Below are 18,828 nucleotides of genomic sequence, written 5' to 3'. Positions count from 1 at the left end.
TCATTATCTATCAATGAAGTAGGGTGGCTTGTGCCACCCGTATTAGTTTGAAAGTTAAAATAATTTTTTCTGTGGTGGGCCTGAGAAATTCATTTTGCCAATGCTATTCATTAACACTTCAACGACAACAGGTTGCTTCAAATCGACGGCTTGGCGTAGTGTTGATTCGAAATCTGTAGCTTTATCTATCGTAAATGCCTGAATCCCCATCGATTGAGCGAGTTGGCTAAATGAAGGCGTGAGTAACTCATTATAGTATTGGCGGTCTGAAAAATATTTTTCCTGAATACCTCGCATTACGCCATAACCTTGGTCATTCATAATAATCAGAACAATGGGGAGCTGCTCTTGTGCCATGGTGGCCAATTCACCTATGCCTAACATTAACCCGCCATCACCCACTAAGCCAATAACAGGCACATTCGGATTTGCTTTGGCACTGCCAATTGCCATAGCGAGTCCTAGACCAATCGCACCGGCTAATGAGTGAATGTTGTGCATTGGTTGGGTCGCTTTGAGTAAACGGCTTCCCCATAAACTCCCTGATACCGTAATGTCTCGGACAAAAATACCGTTACTCGGTAAGACTTGCTCCACGGCATCACTGAGTTGGCTATAAGGGCCACATTGTTGCCTGAGTTGCTCTTCTGCCTGCTGTACGGCCTCTTGCACTTGTTTTTTCCACTGAGTAGAGATAGGGCGCTTGGCTTGTTCAATTTTATCGGCAAGTGCTTCAAGTAAACTTTTGCAATCCCCAGTTACGGTTAAGTCGGCTAAATAGTTTCGATTGGCTGCGAGTGGGTTTATATCGATTTGTATGATGGGATGTGGCAAAGGTAATGACCATGTTTTGGTTTCATTACTGCGTAAACGCGAGCCAGCGACGATGGTTAAATCACATGAACGCAGTAATGCATCAATGGAATCTGCATTATGAAAAGCACGTAAGCTGAATGGGTGGTCATCCGATAAAATACCTCGCCCATGGGTGCTGCTGATGACGGCAATCCCCGCATCAGCAAGGCGTTTGACAGCATCTTTTGCTTGTAGAGCACCTGCGCCAACCCATAATAGAGGCTGTGTAGCGTGTTGAAGTTTATCCCAAATTGCAGTGACTAGCGATGTACAACAGTCAGGCAGCGTAGAAGGGAGAAGTGGCACACTAAGCACGGATAATGGCACTTGCGCACTTTGAATATCAATTGGAATTTCGATAGAGACAGGGCCGCAAGGTATCGTTTGAGCAACCTGAATGGCTTTATGTAGAGTGGCAACGGCTTGTTCGGGGGTATGAACACGAAAAGCTTGCTTTGAACTCGAACGTAAAAAGCCGAGTTGGTCATGGGTTTCATGAATAAACCCTGCGTCCATATCCAGATAAGCTTTTTCAACTTGCCCAGTAATATGGATCATGGGGGAGCATGCATTCATAGCTTCAATCATTGAGCCAACAGCATTTCCAGCCCCTGCGCCCGTACTGGTTAACGCCACCCCTAAGCCACTAAAACGGCTATGTGCATCCGCCATGGTAACGGCTCCTGCCTCCCCACGACTTGGCGTAAAATCAATCACTTTTCGGCGCCCGATAGCATCTGCTATGGGTAAATTATGAATTGAAATAACCCCATAAACCGTTGTGACTTGGTATTGTTCGAGTGTTCTGGCGATAGCTTCGCCAACTGTAATCATTTCAGACATTTTATTCTCCTCAATGCTGTCATAATCCGGTGACGGATTTGCTATTCACACCAACGGTTTGGTTGTGGGTTAAGTGCTAGAAATAGGCTTTTTTGTTGCATATAGGCTTTGAGGCTTTCAATGCCTTTTTCACGACCGATGCCACTTTCTTTAAAGCCGCCAAATGGCGTTGAAATAGAAAAAACTTTATAGGTATTAACCCAAACGGTACCGACATCAAGCGCATCGGCGAGCTTAAACGCCCGGGTGTAATCTTTTGTCCAAATGCCTGCTGCAAGCCCATAAACAGAATCATTAGCTTGTTGAATTAAATCGTCTTCATCATCAAATGGCATAACGACGAGTACGGGACCGAAAATTTCTTCTTGGCAAACAGTAGATTGGTTATTTAAGCCTTCGATAATCGTCGGTAAAAAATAGTTGCCATCTTGGAGTACAGGGTCAGCCGGTGCAGTTCCACCAATACGGATCTTCCCGCCTTGTTGTACGGCTTGTTCGACATAGTTTCTGACGCTGTCTCGGTGCGAAGGGGAGATTAATGGCCCCAAATGAACGCGCTCTTGCCTTGGGTCACCAATAATCAGGTTGCGGGTCAGTTGCGTTAATTTTTCCATAAAAGATGAGTAGATATCTTTAGCCACAAACAGACGCGAACCCGCGATGCAGGCTTGCCCCATCGAACTAAAGATACCGTAGCAAACACCGTGTGCAGCAATATCAAGGTCAGCGTCTGACAACACGATAGTTGGGGATTTACCCCCAAGTTCGAGTGACGTGGTGATAAGTTTATCTGCCGCAATGTGAGCCAGTTGTCGTCCCGTATTGGTGCCACCCGTAAAGGAGATTTTTTTCACCAGAGGGTGGCGAACCAGTGCATCACCGACAATCGAACCTTTACCCGGGAGCACGCTCAATAGGCCGCTGGGTAAACCCGCTTGCTCAAATAGCTCAGCTAATTTTAATGAAATTAGAGGTGTGGCTTCCGCAGGTTTTAAAATGACCGCGTTACCGGCGGCAATCGCTGGGGCAATTTTTTGCATATCACTGGCAATCGGGGAGTTCCATGGCGTGATTGCGGCGATCACGCCAATGGGTTGGTAAGTACTTATGGTCATCAGTTCTGGCTGGCGGCGAGGCGGAAGCTCACCACCTGAGACTTCACAAACCGCGGCAAAGTAGCGAGCAGTTGCTGCTGCGCTCATTACTAAGCCACGCGCTTCTGCCCAAGGCTTGCCGTTATCTAAGGTTTGTAATTGGGTTAATGCTTCGCAGTTTTCATCAATTAAGCGACTAACCTTGTATAAGATAGCCGCCCGTTGGTGAGCGGGAAGGTTGCGCCAAGAAGGCATCCTCCAGGCCATATCGGCTGCAATCACGGCGTCTTCGACATCTTCCAAACTTGCACTGTTGAGGGTGGCAATCACTTGGTTATCTCCCGGAAAACGCGACTGCATTTCAGGTCCGCGACCTTGCTGCCATTGACCACCAACAAAAATATCCATGTTGTTCATTATTTGGCTCCTATTAAATAGCTTGCTGCCCAGCGATACGACGACAAATTTCAACAGCACTTAAGGCGGCTAACATCGATGTTTTTGGGTTGGAGGGGAGAGGATTTCCATTGAGTTCAATACAGAAATGGCCAAAATCACCCATAACATCAATGCGATGTGAATTGTGTGTGGTGTTTGGGTCAACAACTAATTGAACTTGTGTGGCATCCATCCCAATGCCATACAGCGCGATAGTGGCAGCGACATTGGCATTTGCGGGAAAATTCAGAGCTGCTTCACGAGCACTGCCACTAAAGAACACCGTAGGCTGTGTCACTTGTGACAAATCGACATAACGCTCAGCCGCGCCATTGCGCCAACTTGCGGGGCTTTTACGTGACTGGTAGGTCACCTGAGTGATATTGGCTTCTTTTGCCGCACGTAAGCCATCAAGCCCTGCAACAGCGCCAGTCAGTGGGATCAACTGGCTGTGGTGGCGTTGGGTTAAGGCGACCAAGTGTTGTTCAAAGTCCGTGTCTGCAAGTGCACCTGTAGAGATAATGGCCAGTGTCCAGCCTCTTTCTAGTACCGTTGGTGCATATTGCTTAACGGCTTGGTGCCCCGCACACTCCAACACTAAATCAGGGGGAACGATATTATTATCAAGGCTATCGATAGGTGTAACGGCCCCTTTAAAGCGTTCCAAAATGGCTTGATGGTGATGGGGCCGGGCAACAATGTAACGTAGGGCTATCTCATCAGGTAAGCGAGTAATCACTTCTTGCGCCATTGCACCATAACCAATCAACATGAGTGTTTTCATCATTAAGTCCTTTAAATATGATGGCTAAAGCCACCTGAAACATCTAAAGCGGCACCCGAGGTAAACGACGCCATGGGAGAGGCTAGAAAGACTAAGGCACGCGCGGGCTCTTCGGGTTTTCCTAAACGTTGCATTGGTATGCCTCTTTTTTTAGCGATATCGCCAATCCATTGTTCCCAATCGAGATTCTTGTCAGTGCGATTTTCGAAGCGACGTCGCCATTGGTCGGACTCCACCATGCCAAGTAAAATAGAGTTCACGCGGATCCCTTTAGGTAACAGTGTTTTCGACAAGTTTAGTGTCATGTTTAATAGTGCAGCTCGAGCTGCCGAGGTGGCGACCATATGCGGCTCAGGCTGTAATGCTAATAGCGAGTTAACGCAGGTAATTGATGCAATATTGGATTGCTCTAAGAATGATAAAAACGCATTCACCGGGTTAATGACTCCAAATAGTTTGAGTTGGGCTTCATGTAACCACGCTTCTTCAGGGGTATCTGTATAGCTTGCGACATAGCCTTGTCCTGCGTTGTTAATCAATATATCGACTTGGCCATATTGCTGATGAACCTGTTTTGCGAAGGCTTCGGTTTGTGTTTTATCAAGAACATCACAAGAGTGTGCGATAAAATGCCCTTGGGGGTAGAGCTCTTGTAATGTTGTGAGCGCTTGCTGAAGTTTGTCTTGATCACGGCCGCAGAATGCCACTTTACAGCCTTCATCCAGTAAGAGTTTGACGGTTGCAAAGCCGATGCCGGAGCTTCCTCCTGTCACGACAGCAACACGGTTATTTAACTGTAAATTCATGAGTCTTCCTTTATTCGGCTTGGCAATAGAGCGTCTCTAAAAATTGTTGTAAGTGGTGGTTAAAGGCGTCTGGCGCATCTAAATAACTGGCGTGTCCCGCTTGGTTTATCAGAAAGTAAGGGCAGTTTTTTTGTCGTGCGAGTCGTTCTACTTGTGCTGGTGGCGTAATGGTATCTTCTGTGCCAACCAGTATTTCCAATGGGCCATCATAGCGATTTAAATATTGGCTGATGTCATCATGAGCTAGCATCCACGCAGCAGCTAAGAAACCTGTGGGGTTGAGCTTCTTCATGTTCTGTTGAACCCAATTGACTTTCTCGGTAGTTGCGTTGGCCGATAGCAGCGTAGCAGCACGGTTTTGCGCATATGCCTCAATACCGGAACTAAAAACAATATCTTGTCGCTGTTGGTAAACTTGCTTTTGTTGGTCAGGGCATTTTGTGGCATAACCTTGCGCGGGGTTCGCTAATATTAAGCCTTTCACTTTATTGGGATATTGCGCTGCAAAAGCGCTTGCCATTATGGCGCCAAGGGAGTGCCCCACTAACACGATGGGTGATAAGACTAATTTATCAATAAAAGCATTTAATGCATTTGCGTAATCAATTGCGGTAGGTGTTGTCGTCTCTAGATCACGGCTTTCTAAATAGCCGGGAGCATCCCAGCTATAGAGATGGTAATGGTCTGTCAGTGATGGGCTCATCAGTTGGCTTACCCATGAAGCAGAACCAGAGCTGATACCATGCAGTAATACGACAGGGTGCCCTTGGCCGGCTTCCCGCCAACTTAGGCGATATGGCCCAAAGTCTGCCACCTGTGGTTCTGGGAGTTTTTTATTGAGCAAATTCATCACTGACGACTCCTGTTAGTTACGTTTAACTTTTGATAAAGGGTGATCTTCGGGATATGTCGGGATCGCCGGTTTTGGTGTACCGATCATGACGCACATTAAGGCTTCTTCTTCCCCGTGGTTAAATAAGCCACGATAAATGCCCGCAGGAACTGAGATCAGGTCACGCTCTTTGAGAACCGTTTCATATTCCTCATTGCCATCTTTTACAAACAACGTGATGGTGCCTTTCAACATAAAGAACACTTCTTCAACATCGGGGTGCAGGTGTAATGGGCCTTCGCACTTGGCAGGAAGAACCATGGTAGAGAAGGTAAAGTTCTCTGCGGGAACGGTGTTGACATCATTAGCAACGCCAGTCGCACCAGTGCCGATATAGCGCATTTGTGCGCGGCGATATTTAGGGTCGTAATCCGCTTGGAATTTCAGAGCATTCCAGTCATATTTACGTCCTTCAAGGCGAGCAATGCGTGACTCAATCCATTGTGCCATTGGAATATCTTGTGGTTTGATTTGCGGTTGTGACATGGTGTTATCTCCAATAAAAAATGAATTAATATTTTTTCAGTAAAGGCACTAGTAATAAGCTGCCGAATAAACCTATGACGACGATAAATAACAGCCCGCTATCCATAGTGTGAGTGACGGTAATAAGAACTCCCATTGCCAGCGGTGCAGCAGCGCCGGCCAGGTTTCCTAACCCATTGAAAATACCGCCTGCTAATGCACTGACCTGTTTTTGTGTGGCTTTTGCGAGTAGGGCAAAGATATTTGGTGCGCCTGCCCCCCACATGAACATGCTAAACGCCATCATAAGAATGATGCTGTAAGTGCCAGTGAGAAATAACACGCCAGCAAGACCTAGGACGGCACCAAGTAATGAAATAAAACAAACGAGTGCGCGGCGATCGTAGCGATCTGATAACCATGATCCGATAGCCTCACCAAATAACATGGCGATAAAGGGAAGGGATGACAGGATCCCAGCATGTTCCAAGTGGATAGACTTACCTTTAATTAAATAGCTAGGTAACCAACCATTCATCCCCCAAAGATAGATAAGAAAAGCGATATTAAACATGCAGATAATCCAAAAATGGCTATTTTGGAATAAGCGTTTTTTATGGGCTCGCATCGCGGCCAGTTGCTCGGCAGGCAGTGCTTCACCCGCTGTATTTTTCGTTTGTGCTTGGCGGTTGACTAAATTAGGGTGACGGATACCAATGACCACTAACCACCAAACAGGAACGGTAAAGGCCGCCATGACAAAAAATGTACTTTGCCAACCATAGTTATTAAGTAAATACAATGAGATAGGAAAGCCTAACGCTGCGCCTAACGGTGTGCCTAATAACCACATCATAGTGGCTCGAGCTTGCATTTTTGGCGGAAAGGTACGGCGCACAATGGCATAAGCGATTGCCAGCAAAGGCCCTTCGGCAATTCCTAGCAATACACGCAGAAAAACCATCGTGCCATAGTGGTGTGTGAATCCCATAAAAATCATGAGAAAACACCAGCTACTGACCATAAATAACAGCATTTTGGTGGGGTGAAATTTATCACCAATGCCGCTTAGCAGCATGGAAGAAACACCATAAGCGAATAAAAATGCGCTCATCAGTAACCCTAAACGGGTTGGGTCAAAATCAATTCCCAGAGCTTGCTGAAATTTTTCGTCAGAAAATAGAGCCGCAATACTGATTTTATCGAAGAAAGCCAGTAGTACACAGGAAAACAGGCCAATTGGGATCAACCAATTGATCTTTTCAGGAACATCTTGCTCGATTTGATCAGGTTCTGAATTTCGTAAGGTTATAGTCTGGTTAGCCATGAGATTTCTCCTTGCTGAACACTATTTCAGTGACATTAGTGAAAATGTGGGATCAGCAAGTTGTGAAGGGTCCAATTTGCGGTGGCCTTGTATCCAACGTTTACCTAGCTTGATGGCACGAGCATCATTAAATGCAATCATTTGCACCAATTCATTGCTTTCATTTAAAGCAAAATGAACCTCTGAATCAGGAGTATGCCGTTGAATATGATTTAATTTTTGTGAGGTTGGGACACCTAAAATTTGGATGTTGTCTTGGTATTGATCTGACCATAACCAAGCGAGTTCATTAAACCCTTCAGATTGTGGGTTAAGCATGGCTTTTGCTGTGGTGATAGCTTGGTTTTGCGCATAAGCCCATGACTGTAAACATAAAGACAGTGTGGGATGGCAAGCGACGTCTCCCGCAGCATAAATATTGGGGTGAGAAGTTTGCCCTTGGTGATTAATCACAATACCGTGGGTGACATCAAGCCCTGCTTCTTTGGCTAGTTCGAGATTTAATTCAACACCAATCCCCATAACAGCGAGATCGAAGTTTTGCGAAGGCTGCTTTTGGCAACTAATTTGTAATCCAGTTGTTGTCGGCTCGCCAAGTTCGATATTTCCACAATCGGTTATGACATGAACGCCCGCTTGTGTATGACGTAGTGCCAGAGCCTCTGAAACATTTTGCGGCACACTGCGTTCGCACAATCGGCTTTGCCGCTCAAAAATTGTGACATCAATACCCATTTTTCGTGCGGAAGCAGCGACTTCTAAGCCAATCCAACCACCCCCAATAATGGCAATTTTTCGAGCCAATAGCAGGGCGCTGCGCAATTGCAGCGCGTCATCCCACGAACGTAAGGCAAAGACTTTCGGGTGTTGCTGCCAGCGGCTTGACAGATAGCGAGGCCGGCCGCCTGTCGCGAGCAGTAATTTGTCAAACGTAATGACACGGCCATCACTTAAATGAACGTATTGGTTTTGGCCATCAATTTTGGTGGCACGTAGTGGGCGAAACCATTGTAAATTTAAGGCGTGAGTTTCTTGTTCGCTGAATAAACGTGATAACGATAAACTCTCCTGCGTCAGTGCCGCTTTAGACAGCGGTGGGCGCTCATAAAAATCATGGTTTTCATCGCTGATCACCGAAATAATACCTTGATAGCCTTCATCTCGTAGGGTTTTTGCCGCCCAGCCACCAGCCTGGCCCCCGCCGATAATGACAATACCGCCTTGGATTAATGAGCTCATGGTGTTACTCCTTAACTTGGCGGCGAGTTTCATAATCGAGACCGCCTTCTACAGCCCATTCCGTAAATGACACTAAGGAATGTTCCAGTTCGCGCGGGTGCCACTTATCGGTAAGGTAATCATCATTGGTGTAATATTCGAAAGCACCACCTGTTGGGCTGTTGACATACCAAAAGTAAGCGGATGAGATAGGGTGTCGGCCTGGACCAATAAAGGTGCTCCATTGATGACGGTTCATTGCTAGGCCGCCGCCAATCACTTCATGGATATCACGAACCGTAAAAGCGACATGGTTGAGGCCGCTGCCACGATGAGGAAGCTTCAGCAAAAACAGGTTATGGTGGCAACCGTTTATTTGTGTCCGTAAAAAGACGGCACGGTCGATATAACGGTCAGAAACTTGAAAACCCAGTTTTTGGCAATAGAACGCTTCTGTAGAAGGTAAGTCATCAACAAAAAATACCACGTGGCCGACGTTAATAGGAGTGGCTTTTTCGTAAACCGGGCTGGGTTTATCAATGCGGCGAATATCTCCCCATTGGTTGATAGCGGTGACCTCTAATTCAACCGTTTTTTGTTTGCTGATGGTGAAAGCGACAGTCATGCCATTTGGGTCACGGCATTGTGCGCCATCTGGCGTCAGTTGAAAGCCATCACAGGGCCTAATTTTCTCAATGATCTCTTGGAGTTTATCCGAGTTTTCAACACCCCATGTAATGCGGTGTAGTGTTGAACCCGCTTCAAAAGGGGCTGGCAGATTTGGGTCTTGGTGTGAAAATAACTGTATTTCTGCACCAGATAAGGTCGTGAATAACGAGGCGTTATCAGAGGCCGCTTTGAGGCCAAAATCATGTAAAAATTTCTGGCAGCTAGGGATATCTTCAACACCAAATTCTAATTTTTCTATTCCAATCACTGACATTGTAAAGTCCTCTATCGATTGGTGTTATTGCCAAAGGTTTTTTTGGACAAAAAGAACCTGAGGCTTATGGCAATAAACCTAAAAATGTGTGGATGATATTTGGTTAACGCTAAACGGCTTTTGCTTGGCTCATGCCACCAATAAATTCAGTGAGTTTTTGGGCTGCATAGCTCACTTCATTTTGTAATCGCCGGCACTCTTGTGCAGGGATGCTACTCATTGGCACCATGATGCTAATTACCGCTTCTACGCCATTCGTTTGGTTATAAACAGGGTAAACAATGGATGAAATCCCCCGACGGTAAAATGATTCGCCAATCACATAGCCTCGCAGTTTGTCAGCTTGGATCATTTGCCAAAATTCCTGCTTACAGCCTGCGTTATCGGGGAGTTCATCATCAGGGTAAAGCGCATCAAATTCAGCGCGAGTTAACCCGCTGAGTAGCATTCGACCCAGTGAGGTTCGGTGCGCTGATAAACGCGTGCCTACGCTAACATGGTTAATCTTTGATTCTGCACCACTGACTCTGGCGATATAAATAATGTCCCGGCCATCTCGAATGACTAAATGGCTGTTACATTGGCTTCGGTCTCTGAGTTGCTCGATAATGGGCTGGCCTAACTGGGTTAAATCGAGTGATGCAATATAGCCAAGACCAAGGCTGAGTACTTTGCGGCCTAATGAAAATGCTCCAGTACGTGGATGTTGGACGAGGAAATCCAAGTGCACTAAGGTTTGGATCGCACGGTAAGCCGTTGCTTTGGGCATATCGACTAAGCGGAGGATCTCTGCAAATGTCAATTCGCGATGCTGTTGAGCGAGTAACAGAAGAAGCTGTAGCCCTTTTTCCAAACCGGGTACTAGATATTTACACGTTGAATTCATGGTCCTCACCTCTTTACCGACTGAATGGCGAAATTAGTTAAAAATAAAGCCACCATTAACTGGGATTAGCTGGCCTGTGACAAAATCGGCCATGGGCGAAAGCAAATACAAAGCGGTTCCCGTAACGTCTTCGGGCATCTGCTCTCCTTGTAATGCTCTGCCATTTTCATATAGCTGGTGGCGCTCAGCGGGAACGTATTCGGTCGCTTCGACTTTAGTGAGCCCAGGGGCAATCGCGTTGACGCAAATACGGTGAACGCCGAGTTCACGTGCCATTGAGCGGGTCATACTGATGATTGCGCCTTTACTGGCGACATAAGCCATGAGCTTAGGGGCTCCCCAAAGTGCGGTATCAGAGGCAATATTGATAATTTTGCCGCGGGAACTCTGCTTTAAAAAGGGGAGAGCGGCTTTGGTGACTAACCAAGTTCCTCTGACGTTCACTGTCATGACCTTATCCCATAGCGCCAAGTCATATTCGTCGAGCAGCTTCCCACCCACTCCGGTTGCCAGAGCTGCATTATTAATCAGCCCATCAATTGCGCCTTGTTGACCAATACTGTTGAATACATGAGTGATTGAGTCAGGATCCGCTAAGTCGAGAGAAACACCTTGGGCTTCAAACCCTTGTTGTTGTAAGGACTCGACACTTTCTTGTAATCGTTGTTCTAGGATGTCACACAAGATAACTTGAGCACCTTGTTCGGCAGCAGCTTGCGCAAAACTCAAGCCAAGCCCTCTTGCGGCTCCTGTGATTACAATGCGTTTTCCTGCCAAGATATCATGCATTTTCAGTTTCCTTATTGTTGATTAAGTCAAACTGCTTCTTCGCTTCGCGTTGCATAATGCGGCGTAGGCGGGATAAACCCACATCGTGCTGATAAAGAAATTCTTTATCACGTGCATTTGGTGTGAGGTTTTCTAAAATAATGCGATCTTGTTCTAAAACATCCCAATGCAGTCCTTCTAGGCGGTTGCGGTACATAAAGCGCCATAAATCACGTTGCCAGTCTTTCACTTTGCGAATACGCCAAAAGAAAACACGAGTATGGTGACGGTCTTCAGGTACGACCATGCCGATAATCCAAAAGTGCCCACCAGGGCCGAAGCGTTTTTGATATGGGATAGATAAACGCAGCCAATTTGCACCCGTACTCGCGAATTCCACCCAGTCAAAGTTGACACCTATTTGGTCATTTTTACGGAAAATAAAGCCATTTTTTGTTGCTTCTAGGATCATTTCTGATTGTTTGTCACCTTCTGCCATTGAGTGTGATGATGAATGGAGATAGGTGCCATGCATTGGGTCCATCACGTTTTCGAGTGCATATTGGTAATTGCACTTCCACGATGCGGTACAGAGGAAATTGCTGTGGTTTTCGTCATCAGCTAATTCTTCAGGAAATTCGAGGGTGGGAGGCGTTTCACCGTCAATTACCGCAAAATAGAGGAAAATGGCACCATGGACTTCTTGAACGGGATAGGTTTTTAAACATTTTTGACCTTCAAGAGGGCATTGACTGACCGCTGGAACATCTTTAACGATGCCATCTCCACCGACTTCGACACCGTGATACCAGCAGGCAATGCGTTCACCTAAGTTCCAACCCATTGATAAACGGGCACCACGGTGAGGGCATCTATCTTCTAAAGCATGAATTTGGCCTTTATCATCACGCCAAAGCACGATTTGTTCTTCTAAGCGAGTAATACCGATAGGGTTACTACTGACTTCCCAACTGGATAAAACGGGGTACCATTGCCCACGTAATCCGACATCCAAATAATCTTGGTAGTTTTGAAGTTGTGTATTTGTCATCATCATTTGCTTCCGTTTATCAAAGGTGTTTTTGTTTTCTTTTCTTAGTATGACAATGTGCTAGTAACCATTGACGAGAAGAAATTCGCGGAAACTGCTTGTGGACCAAGGTTGCCCTTGTCGGTCATATAGTTGTTGTTGATTTAATGCACTAACTAATTCTTCAAGTGATTCAGTGCCTGCAGCGAATAGCGTTTCCAGTGCAAAAATGAGTTTGTTTTCATACTCATCAGGCATACGTGAACGTGTTTGCCAAACGATATTTGGTGCACTTCCTGGCGCTTGGATACTGCCTTTACCACCTTCTCGTGCTGGGATAATTTGATTATTTGCTGGTAAATACGGATTAATATTTTGAATAGGTTCCATTTCTACTCCTCAATCAAACTGATTTCGATTCGGTTATCGTGAATGCGTGTCTGGTAGGTTTTGAGATCTCGCCCACCAGGTTCGCGTAAACATTTACCCGTTTTAATATCGAAAACGGCTTCATGTAATGGGCATTCCACTTTGCCATCTTCAACAAAACCTTGGCTTAACAGGGCATAGGCATGTGGGCAAACATCTTCTAAGGCATAATATTGGTCTTCAACTAAGAAGATCCCAATTTCGGCATCATCAACTTTGGCTGAAAAAGGAAATTCTTCTTGAACTTGTGAGACATCGCAGACAGCAATCCAGCTCATGGTTTTCTCCTTTTGAATGTGTTGTAACATTTTGTTTCATATGAGAAACATTGTTTTTTATTTAAAACCAGATTAATTGTATGGGTGATTATTAGTCAATCAAATGTTGGTTAAATGTAAAATATTCGTTTCAAAATGTGGGGTGTGTCGAGGTTATGATGGAGTTTGGTTTCATATGAGAAACTTTCGATAGGTTTATTCAAATAGGACTACTCGTTTATGGTGTTTGGGAAGGAAGTCATGGAGAAATGTGAAAAATAATCTATAGAATAATAAGCTCAATATATAAATTAATATCAATAGGATATTGCATATAAGCTCTTAATATCCTATTGATGGTATATTCAAATAACTTATTTCACCTCAAAGCGTTGCAAGTCTTTACTGACCGTCACAGGGCCTGAGTATTGTTTTCTGACTTCATTAATCCACACATCATCAGTAATCGATGGGTCATCCGCGGGGACTAAGTGGGTTAGGACAAGGTGTTTTACATTAGCTTGCTTGGCTATTTTTCCGACATCTTCTGCTGTTGTATGGTGAGAAATAATCGCTTTTGCCAGCGTTGAACCGTTGCCGATACGGTTGGCTAAATTTTCCACACCAGAGACTAAGACGACTTCACTAATTAAGTAATCAGCATCTTTAGCAAATTCAATAATTTGGCTATTATCAATCATATCACCAGTAATAACGATAGTTTTTCCGCCAGATTGTATTTTATAAGCGAGAGCTTCGTCTGAGTTAAAAGGTGGGTGTGGAACAAATAAGGCACTAATGTCGACATCATCATTTTTGAGTACAGGGCCTTCTTGAATATCTTTTGCTGTAACTATTTGGCGCAAATCAGGTTTACCTTCATCTTTAACGCGTAAATCAATATCGCGACTAAAAGTATCCCAAACACCTTTTGTCATACTTTCCGTTCCAACAGGGCCATAAACAGCGATATTATGATTTAAACCACTGTTCCATGCATTTAACAGTAGGGCTGGGTAATCGGCAACATGATCACTGTGGAGGTGGGTAATAAAGATAGAATCAAGATTTTTTAATGGGGCTTTTGATTGAACTAATCGCAAACTTGCTCCGTATCCCGCATCAAATAAGTATATTTTATCGTTCTTGATAAATGCCGTCGATTGCGGCAAGCGTTTTTCATTTAATAAGGAAGGACCGCCTTTTGTTCCAAGCGTAATAATTTCATCTGCACTAGTAAGATGGCTAACACCAAATAGCGCAGCACCGATAGAAAGAGAAACGAAGAGTTGTTTTAGTTTCAAAATATCACCTCTTTATATTATTAATAGATTGAGTTTTATGAATAATATTTATTCATTGCAGGGTATTGGTATATTGTTAACATATGAATAACTCTACGTTTATGTGTGGTGGGATACTATCGTTCTTATGGACTAGGTGAATGATTTAGAAGATTATTTATGTTAATTAATAGAGAATAGTTCTGAAAATAATTATTCAATTTAACTATAATTCTAATATTATTTAATAGAGAAAGTTATATTGTTTGCTCATCCTATTTAAATTGGATTTTAAATTTATATTTAACTTTGTTTAGGGTTATTAATGAATAAATAATAGGCTCTATTTTTAAATGGAATTATTATTGTATTACTAAATAATTGGTTCGGTTTTTGAAAAATGAGTCTGCCAATTGTATTTCCACAACTTTTCTTGATCTCAAGTGAAGTTTTTTTTATGTTTTAGCGCGAAAATACCCTCACAGTGCTAAGGGGATATCTCAGTGAAAAGTGGTATACAGTTACGCATCAAAGGGAAAGTGCAAGGTGTGGGGTTTCGCCCCTATATTTGGCAGTTAGCCCACCAATGCAAATTATTAGGTGATGTTTGTAATGATGGTGAAGGGGTGCTAGTGCGTTTATGTATTGGTTCGGATCTCACTGAATTTACTCAGTTATTGTACCAACATTGTCCGCCATTAGCCCATATAGAAAGTATTGAACCGCAACCTTTTCAATGGGATAAATTACCCGATACTTTTACTATTCGCCGTAGTGGTGAAGGTAAAATGGACACGCAAGTAATTCCAGATGCTGCCACTTGTGATGCGTGCCAACAAGAGCTTTTTGCCCTATCAAATCGGCGTTTTCATTACCCGTTTACAAACTGTACGCATTGCGGCCCCCGTTTCACTATTATTCGTCATATGCCTTATGATAGACCCAATACCGCAATGGCCGATTTTCCTTTGTGTCCTAATTGCTTAGAGGAATATCAATCCCCCGCAGATAGACGATTTCATGCGCAACCTAATGCGTGCGCGGTGTGTGGTCCTGAAATTAAATTGTGCGACCCATCAGGAAAAACGATTGCAAATAAAGAGAACGCATTAGTCTTGGCAGCTCAGCAGTTATTGGCAGGTAAAATTGTTGCCATTAAGGGGATCGGGGGTTTTCACCTTGCTTGTGATGCGAGTAATGATCAGGCGGTAGAAGCTTTGCGCGTACGTAAATGCCGACCAACTAAGCCACTTGCGGTAATGGTTCCATCACTGAATTGGTTAGAGTTGCACAATATGCCGCTTAGTGATGGCCTATGTGCATTATTAAAAAGCCCTGCCGCACCGATTGTGTTGATTAAAAATTGGAAAAATCATGTATTAAGCCAATATATTGCGCCAAAGCTAGCGGAAATAGGTGTTATGTTACCTTCTAATCCGTTGCAACAGCTATTGATGGCACAAGTTAATTGCCCATTAGTGATGACATCAGGAAATGTATCAGGAAAGCCCCCTGTATTGAGTGAGCAAGCTGCTCTGGCTGATTTAACGGATATTGCTGATTTTTTCCTCACTCATAACCGCGATATTGTCCAACGTGCAGATGACTCACTGGTGCGTTATCATGATGGGCAAGCGGAAATGCTCCGTCGTGCGCGGGGCTATGTCCCTGATTCGATTGATTTACCTAAAGGGTTTGAAAATTCCCCACCAATACTGGCTTTAGGGGCTGATCTTAAAAATACCTTTTGTTTATTGCGAGACAAAAGTGCAGTAATGAGCCAACACCTAGGCGACCTTGATGACATGGATATTTTTGAACAATACCAGTCTGCGATTGCATTATTTGAATCTATTTATCGTTTTACGCCAACCGCTATAGTTTCTGATATGCATCCTAATTATGTGAGTACGCGCTATGGCGAGGCGTTATCACAGCAATTACGAATCCCATTGATAAAAGTGCAGCATCATCATGCGCATATCGCAGCGGTAATGGTTGAGCATGGTTTACCACTAAATGGAAGTAAAGTCATTGGGTTAGCTTTGGATGGTTTGGGGTATGGTGATGACCACCGGCTATGGGGAGGTGAATGCTTACTAGTGGATTATAAATCCAGTCAATACCTAGGAGGCTTGCCCCCAGTTGCACTGCCGGGAGGGGAATTAGCTTCTCGGCAGCCATGGCGTAATTTCCTTGCGCATTGTTTACAATTTGTCCCCCAGTGGCAAAAGCAAGAGAGCGTTGCTTATTTAATGTCATTTCCTTGGCAAGGCTTACAAAAGGCGATTGATAAAGGAATTAATAGCCCAACGGCTTCATCTACTGGGCGGCTTTTTGATGCGGTTGCTGCGGCGTTAGGTATTTGTACGGCACAAACTAGTTGGGAAGGGGAGGCCGCTTGCCAACTGGAAGCGATTGCAATGAAATCTCCCGTGAGCGTACATCCGGTCACTATGCCGTTAGTTGGTCAACAATTAGATTTACATACATTTTGGCAGCAATGGATGGCGTACTGTGCGCCTAAACCACAACGCGCACATGCATTTCATGTAGCGTTAGCGGAAGGTTTTGCTGAGCTAGCAAGGAAATCAGCGAACCAATATGGTACTAAGAAAATTGTTTTGTCAGGTGGTGTGATTCATAACCAACTATTGCGAGAACTATTAGTGAATAACCTATCTGAGTTCGATGTGTTATATGCAAAACAATTTCCTATGGGAGATGGTGGGCTATCATTGGGGCAAGTCGCTATCGCTTCTGCGATGTTGAAAAATTAATCTATTACTGATGGGCAGTATTATATTTATAGGATTGTATATCTACCTATTTTTCAGCTTTTCATTTTAATAGATTATATTGTCTTTTTGATATTGATTCTTATTTGACATATTTGTTTTTATATTAATAGTTGGATTTTTATTAATACACCTATTCTGCTTAATTAATTATATTACGACAATAAATCTAAGTATCATAATGAAAAATAAATGGTTTTTTATTTTAAATGATGTGATGTATAACGCAGTATTGAAAATCAAATCTATTTTTTTTATATTTTTCCTCTTGTTTTAACACAGGTTACTGAATCGATTTTTCTAGCAAATATATAAAAAAAATAAAATTTCTTATTGCCTATTGATGAAGATCAAATGATTTAGGAGCGGTAGGAATAGGATCTTATTTTATATTTATGCATCAGGTTACTTAAATAAGAATTTATTTCATTAGAGTTGGTTTTGTTGGCTTCTTAAATAGATAAATACAAACAAAAAGCGTATGCATCATTTGTGTATAGGGCCTTGTGGTATTTATAACCTTAAGATAATAAACAAAAATTTCCTTCTAATGAATAGGTTTTAAGCCACCCATAATAATAGGAAAAAAGAATGATAGGAGATAACTCTATTATTTCTTCGCATGGCATTAACCGCCGTGATTTTATGAAGTTATGTACAGCATTAGCAGCGACAATGGGATTAAGCGGGAAGGCTGCTGCCCAAATAGCTGAATCTATTAGTGACCCAGCTCGACCTCCTGTCATTTGGATTGGTGCCCAAGAGTGTACGGGGTGTACGGAATCTTTGCTGTGTTCAACCCATCCAACTTTGGAAAATTTAATTCTCGATACTATTTCATTGGAATACCACGAGGTGTTGTCTGCCGCCTTTGGTGAGCAAGTTGAGCAAAATAAACATGATGCAATTGAAAAGTACAAAGGAAAATATGTTTTAGTCGTCGATGGTTCTATCCCGCTAAAAGATAACGGTATTTATTGTATGGTGGCGGGGAAACCGATTGTTGAACATATTCGTGAAGTGGCTGAACACGCCGCGGCCGTGATTGCGATTGGTTCTTGTGCTTCGTGGGGCGGTGTTGCTGCGGCAGGAGATAACCCAACAGGAGCCGTGGGTTTAGATCAAGTCATTAAAGATAAAACCGTTATCAATATTCCAGGTTGCCCGCCTAATCCACATAACTTCCTTGCGACGGTCGCGCACTTAATTACGTTTAATCGTCCACCAAAACTGGATAGCAAAAATCGCCCAATGTTCGCGTACGGTCGATTAATTCATGAACACTGCGAACGTCGCCCTCATTTTGATGCGGGCCGCTTCGCAAAAGAGTTCGGTGATGATGGTCATCGTGAAGGTTGGTGTTTATACCATTTAGGCTGTAAGGGGCCTGAAACTTACGGGAACTGTTCCACATTGCAATTCTGTGATGTCGGTGGTGTTTGGCCTGTGGCGATTGGTCACCCTTGTTATGGCTGTAACGAGGAAAATGTCGGCTTTCACAAAGCGATACATCAGTTGGCGAGCGTGGAAAACCCAACACCACGGGTGGATAAACCGGATGTCAATAATCGCGAAGGTGGCCAAATTTCATCTACAGCTGTGGGGTTAATTGGTGGTGTTGTCGGGTTAGTGGCTGGAGTTAGCGTGATGGCAGTACGTGAATTAGGTCGTCAAAAACGCCAACAAGATACTGACTCACGGGGAGAATAACC

Annotated in this window: 17 protein-coding genes; 2 read left to right on the top strand and 15 right to left on the bottom strand. The window is 43.9% G+C overall.

Translation table 11 applies throughout. From position 1 onward, the window contains the following. Nucleotides 1-54: 54 nt before the first annotated feature. The 15 genes from PR834_RS06825 to PR834_RS06755 form a co-directional block, all read right to left on the bottom strand. Nucleotides 55-1,698, bottom strand: a complete 1,644-nt coding sequence (locus tag PR834_RS06825) for a thiamine pyrophosphate-binding protein (RefSeq protein WP_198633884.1) — start codon at nt 1,696-1,698, stop codon at nt 55-57. Nucleotides 1,699-1,739: 41 nt separating this feature from the next. Continuing rightward, on the bottom strand, nt 1,740-3,209 hold the full coding sequence (locus PR834_RS06820) for an aldehyde dehydrogenase (protein WP_272536544.1): 1,470 nt from the start codon (nt 3,207-3,209) through the stop codon (nt 1,740-1,742). 13 nt (nt 3,210-3,222) lie between these two features. Continuing rightward, the gene (locus PR834_RS06815; protein ID WP_196725167.1) at nt 3,223-4,014 is read right to left on the bottom strand and encodes an aspartate dehydrogenase; all 792 of its coding nucleotides are present in this window, start codon (nt 4,012-4,014) and stop codon (nt 3,223-3,225) included. Between the two features lie 11 nt (nt 4,015-4,025). Beyond that, nucleotides 4,026-4,820, bottom strand: coding sequence for an SDR family oxidoreductase (locus PR834_RS06810; RefSeq protein WP_272536543.1), 795 nt, complete (start codon nt 4,818-4,820; stop codon nt 4,026-4,028). 10 nt (nt 4,821-4,830) lie between these two features. Then, the gene (locus PR834_RS06805; RefSeq protein ID WP_196732508.1) at nt 4,831-5,670 is read right to left on the bottom strand and encodes an alpha/beta fold hydrolase; all 840 of its coding nucleotides are present in this window, start codon (nt 5,668-5,670) and stop codon (nt 4,831-4,833) included. Nucleotides 5,671-5,685: 15 nt separating this feature from the next. Next, complete coding sequence (locus PR834_RS06800) at nt 5,686-6,198, bottom strand: cupin domain-containing protein (RefSeq protein ID WP_004257990.1); 513 nt, start codon at nt 6,196-6,198, stop codon at nt 5,686-5,688. A gap of 25 nt (nt 6,199-6,223) precedes the next feature. Beyond that, complete coding sequence (locus PR834_RS06795) at nt 6,224-7,504, bottom strand: MFS transporter (RefSeq protein WP_272536542.1); 1,281 nt, start codon at nt 7,502-7,504, stop codon at nt 6,224-6,226. Between the two features lie 21 nt (nt 7,505-7,525). Then, nucleotides 7,526-8,743, bottom strand: a complete 1,218-nt coding sequence (locus tag PR834_RS06790) for an NAD(P)/FAD-dependent oxidoreductase (protein WP_112307769.1) — start codon at nt 8,741-8,743, stop codon at nt 7,526-7,528. A gap of 4 nt (nt 8,744-8,747) precedes the next feature. Continuing rightward, nucleotides 8,748-9,665, bottom strand: a complete 918-nt coding sequence (locus tag PR834_RS06785; RefSeq protein WP_272536541.1) for a VOC family protein — start codon at nt 9,663-9,665, stop codon at nt 8,748-8,750. A gap of 109 nt (nt 9,666-9,774) precedes the next feature. Further along, nucleotides 9,775-10,551 carry an IclR family transcriptional regulator gene (locus PR834_RS06780; protein ID WP_004257979.1) on the bottom strand — a complete coding sequence of 259 codons (777 nt, stop codon included), beginning with the start codon at nt 10,549-10,551 and terminating at the stop codon, nt 9,775-9,777. Nucleotides 10,552-10,584: 33 nt separating this feature from the next. Then, nucleotides 10,585-11,340, bottom strand: coding sequence for an SDR family oxidoreductase (locus tag PR834_RS06775; protein WP_153674076.1), 756 nt, complete (start codon nt 11,338-11,340; stop codon nt 10,585-10,587). Then, entirely contained in the window at nt 11,333-12,373 is a 1,041-nt protein-coding gene (locus tag PR834_RS06770; RefSeq protein WP_094961061.1) for an aromatic ring-hydroxylating oxygenase subunit alpha, read from the bottom strand. Before PR834_RS06770 ends, PR834_RS06775 begins: the two co-directional genes overlap by 8 nt. Before the next feature lie 57 nt (nt 12,374-12,430). After that, entirely contained in the window at nt 12,431-12,739 is a 309-nt protein-coding gene (locus tag PR834_RS06765; RefSeq protein WP_004257971.1) for a recombinase-like helix-turn-helix domain-containing protein, read from the bottom strand. A 2-nt stretch (nt 12,740-12,741) separates the two neighbouring features. Beyond that, nucleotides 12,742-13,056, bottom strand: coding sequence for a nitrite reductase small subunit NirD (gene nirD / locus PR834_RS06760; protein WP_094961062.1), 315 nt, complete (start codon nt 13,054-13,056; stop codon nt 12,742-12,744). Between the two features lie 353 nt (nt 13,057-13,409). Then, complete coding sequence (locus PR834_RS06755; protein ID WP_164565476.1) at nt 13,410-14,339, bottom strand: MBL fold metallo-hydrolase; 930 nt, start codon at nt 14,337-14,339, stop codon at nt 13,410-13,412. A gap of 482 nt (nt 14,340-14,821) precedes the next feature. Between PR834_RS06755 and hypF the strand changes: the two genes are divergently transcribed. Together hypF and hybO are read left to right on the top strand one after the other, a co-directional pair. Next, nucleotides 14,822-17,098, top strand: a complete 2,277-nt coding sequence (gene hypF / locus PR834_RS06750) for a carbamoyltransferase HypF (RefSeq protein WP_272536540.1) — start codon at nt 14,822-14,824, stop codon at nt 17,096-17,098. A 609-nt stretch (nt 17,099-17,707) separates the two neighbouring features. Then, on the top strand, nt 17,708-18,826 hold the full coding sequence (hybO, locus tag PR834_RS06745) for a hydrogenase 2 small subunit (protein WP_004257951.1): 1,119 nt from the start codon (nt 17,708-17,710) through the stop codon (nt 18,824-18,826). Nucleotides 18,827-18,828 lie beyond the last annotated feature (2 nt).

It is taken from the genome of Providencia sp. PROV182, from assembly GCF_028480325.1.
In the GTDB taxonomy this organism is placed as follows: domain Bacteria; phylum Pseudomonadota; class Gammaproteobacteria; order Enterobacterales; family Enterobacteriaceae; genus Providencia; species Providencia hangzhouensis.
This window is presented reverse-complemented; position numbering and strand designations above follow the sequence as displayed.

Bases quoted from the DNA above. Each gene is read 5' to 3' on its own strand.
- PR834_RS06825 (WP_198633884.1), bottom strand. From the start codon at position 1,698: ATGTCTGAAATGATTACAGTTGGCGAAGCTATCGCCAGAACACTCGAA.
- PR834_RS06820 (WP_272536544.1), bottom strand. From the start codon at position 3,209: ATGAACAACATGGATATTTTTGTTGGTGGTCAATGGCAGCAAGGTCGC.
- PR834_RS06815 (WP_196725167.1), bottom strand. From the start codon at position 4,014: ATGAAAACACTCATGTTGATTGGTTATGGTGCAATGGCGCAAGAAGTG.
- PR834_RS06810 (WP_272536543.1), bottom strand. From the start codon at position 4,820: ATGAATTTACAGTTAAATAACCGTGTTGCTGTCGTGACAGGAGGAAGC.
- PR834_RS06805 (WP_196732508.1), bottom strand. From the start codon at position 5,670: ATGAATTTGCTCAATAAAAAACTCCCAGAACCACAGGTGGCAGACTTT.
- PR834_RS06800 (WP_004257990.1), bottom strand. From the start codon at position 6,198: ATGTCACAACCGCAAATCAAACCACAAGATATTCCAATGGCACAATGG.
- PR834_RS06795 (WP_272536542.1), bottom strand. From the start codon at position 7,504: ATGGCTAACCAGACTATAACCTTACGAAATTCAGAACCTGATCAAATC.
- PR834_RS06790 (WP_112307769.1), bottom strand. From the start codon at position 8,743: ATGAGCTCATTAATCCAAGGCGGTATTGTCATTATCGGCGGGGGCCAG.
- PR834_RS06785 (WP_272536541.1), bottom strand. From the start codon at position 9,665: ATGTCAGTGATTGGAATAGAAAAATTAGAATTTGGTGTTGAAGATATC.
- PR834_RS06780 (WP_004257979.1), bottom strand. From the start codon at position 10,551: ATGAATTCAACGTGTAAATATCTAGTACCCGGTTTGGAAAAAGGGCTA.
- PR834_RS06775 (WP_153674076.1), bottom strand. From the start codon at position 11,340: ATGCATGATATCTTGGCAGGAAAACGCATTGTAATCACAGGAGCCGCA.
- PR834_RS06770 (WP_094961061.1), bottom strand. From the start codon at position 12,373: ATGATGACAAATACACAACTTCAAAACTACCAAGATTATTTGGATGTC.
- PR834_RS06765 (WP_004257971.1), bottom strand. From the start codon at position 12,739: ATGGAACCTATTCAAAATATTAATCCGTATTTACCAGCAAATAATCAA.
- nirD (WP_094961062.1), bottom strand. From the start codon at position 13,056: ATGAGCTGGATTGCTGTCTGCGATGTCTCACAAGTTCAAGAAGAATTT.
- hybO (WP_004257951.1), top strand. From the start codon at position 17,708: ATGATAGGAGATAACTCTATTATTTCTTCGCATGGCATTAACCGCCGT.